Below are 2,397 nucleotides of genomic sequence, written 5' to 3'. Positions count from 1 at the left end.
GAACTCGCGGTCATGGGGGTCGCTTCCGGGATGGCCGCCGCACTGGCCCGGACAGAACCACCGCCGGCCGCCGGGTCCGGGAAGACGTCCGCCGCGGACCTCGCCGCCGGGCTGCCCGAGCCCAGCCTGTGGGAATACGCATCCCGCTGGGCCCCGGATGCGTTGTGGATCCTGGCCTGCGGCTTCGCCGTGGTTGCGTACGTGGCCGGGGTATGGCGCCTTCGGGCCGGAGGGCGGTCCTGGCCCGCGCACCGCACGGTGCTGTGGCTTACTGGCGTCACTGTCCTGTTCATGGTCACCAACGGGGGCGTTCATGTCTATCAGGGCTACCTGTTCACCGCCCACGTACTGACCCAGATGACACTCAGCGCCGTCGTGCCGTTGTTGCTCGTCCCGGCGGCCCCGCTGACCCTGGCCAAACTGACTATCAGGACCAGAACAGACGGCAGCACCGGGGTCAAAGAACTCCTGGAACGGTCCATTGAGCCGGTACTGGCGGCGCTGCGCAGGGATCCAGTTCTGGCCATATTTATCCTCGCTGCATCCCTGCTAGTCATCTACTACACCCCACTGCTCGAATGGGCGGCCGTGGGCCAGATCGGCTACAGCGCCATGACCCTGCTCGCCCTGCTCGCCGGCTCTCTCGCCACCGCCGCACTAACCGCGGCCCGGGACCACGGCACCAGCAGCAGCCCACGCAACCGACTTTCCGTCCTGGCAGGAATGGCCGGTGTCTACGCTTTCGGTGGGTGGAAACTCATGGAACAGGCACCGGCACTGGAAGTGCCCTGGTACACCTCAGTAGGCCAGCCCTGGGGGCCGTCCCCGGCTGCTGCTGCGGAAATGGGCGGCCCCATCATGTGGTCCATCGCAGCACTATCACTCGCCATCACCGCCGCCATGGTCATCATTGGTCGTGCCCAGAGCCCACAGGACCGGCATGTAGGGCACGTGGCTGGCACTGCCCAATTACCTGCAAGGTGAGAGCACCCGCGCTGAGCCTTGTGCGTCCTCTTCTGGTGACCGGCGCCGTTTGGTTGCCTGCGGCCGGCGCACATGTCCTCGGTGGAGGTACGCTTCCGGCTGCGGGGACCTCGACGGCGTTGATCGCGCTGGTTTCGCTGGCCGTCATGCTGGTCCTGGGCCGCCGATTGTCCATCGGCAGCGTTGCCGCCGTGATTGGAATCGGACAGGTATTGCTTCACCAGGCTCTCAGCCTTCTTCCCCAGGAACCCCCCTGTGCGACGTCACCGCACGACAGCGCGCATCATGCTGCCCCTGCCGGCGCGTGCCTGACCGAGGCCCACCAACCACTCCTGCACGCGGATCCCGGGCTCGCCATGTCGGTGGCGCACGTTCTGGGGGCTGCTGTGACGGCGGCCCTGTTATGCAGGGCAGAAGCAGCACTTGGGCGTCTCGTTGCCTGGTTTCGCGCCCTGACGCGGGCCCTCCGGCCCGTCACCATTCTTTGGTCCGGACCGCCCCGTGGTGAAAGCCGCTCCGGCCCAGTACCTACCCCCTGGCGAAACCACCATGCTGACGGCATCCGGGGGCCGCCGGCTGCACGGCGTTACCCTCACCTGGCCAATCTGCGTGCACAGGCAGTCAAGGGAACGCTACAGCCGTCATTCCACACTCCGCTGCCCGCCATCCCTTCGATCCTGGGCGGCCCCAGCAAAGGACTTTTCCATGAACACCAAGACCCCGTCTTTCCTCAAAGTAACTGCCATTGGGGCAGCCACGGCCACTCTCATGACCCTCGGCCTCGGTGCGGCCACCGCCCACGTGACAGTCACACCGGACGCGCCCGCCGAAGGCGCCTCCACGCAGGTAACCTTCAGGGTTCCCAGCGAGTCGCAGACCGCAACAACCACAAAAATCACGGTGGACTTACCAACGGCTACTCCGTTCACATCCGTCCGCGTGAAGCCTGTTTCGGGGTGGACCTCTGAGGTGGTCAGGGGAACGTTGCCCCTGCCGGTAACCGTGAACGGTGCCACCATCACCGAAGCGCCCTTGTCCGTGTCCTGGACCGCCAACGACGCATCAAGCCAGTTGACGATCGATCAATACCAGATGTTCTCCGTGTACGTCGGGCGGCTTCCGGCGGCCGGTACCACCGTAACGCTGCCGGTGGCGCAGTCCTACTCCGACGGCAGTGTCCGGAACTGGGATGATCCGGTGGTCAAGGGCAAGGGCGAACCCGAGGACCCCGCGCCGTCCTTTGTGACCACTGCATCCCCGTCCGCACAACATGGCCACAGCAACACCAGCACCGACACCGCGGCCCCAATCCAAGCCGCTGAAACGGTAGCTTCGGTGAACTCCGATGTGCCCACGCCCGGGCTGCTCTGGGCGGCTTTGGCGGCCGGGGTGTTCGGACTCGTCGCAGGCATC

The 2,397-nt window shown here is 66.0% G+C and carries 2 protein-coding genes; both read left to right on the top strand.

All coding sequences use genetic code 11. The features are described from left to right. Window positions 1–984: cytochrome c oxidase assembly protein (locus tag AC5RWX_RS32500; protein ID WP_494100293.1), on the top strand; the 984-nt coding region annotated here is incomplete at its 5' end. Window positions 985–1,689: 705 nt separating this feature from the next. Then, the coding region (locus AC5RWX_RS32495; protein WP_494100292.1) for a YcnI family copper-binding membrane protein at window positions 1,690–2,397 on the top strand (708 nt) is incomplete at its 3' end.

It is taken from the genome of Arthrobacter sp. SPT-J7, from assembly GCF_059089965.1.
The sequence above is the reverse complement of the archived record's forward strand: the minus strand, read 5'-3'. Positions and strand labels throughout refer to the sequence as shown.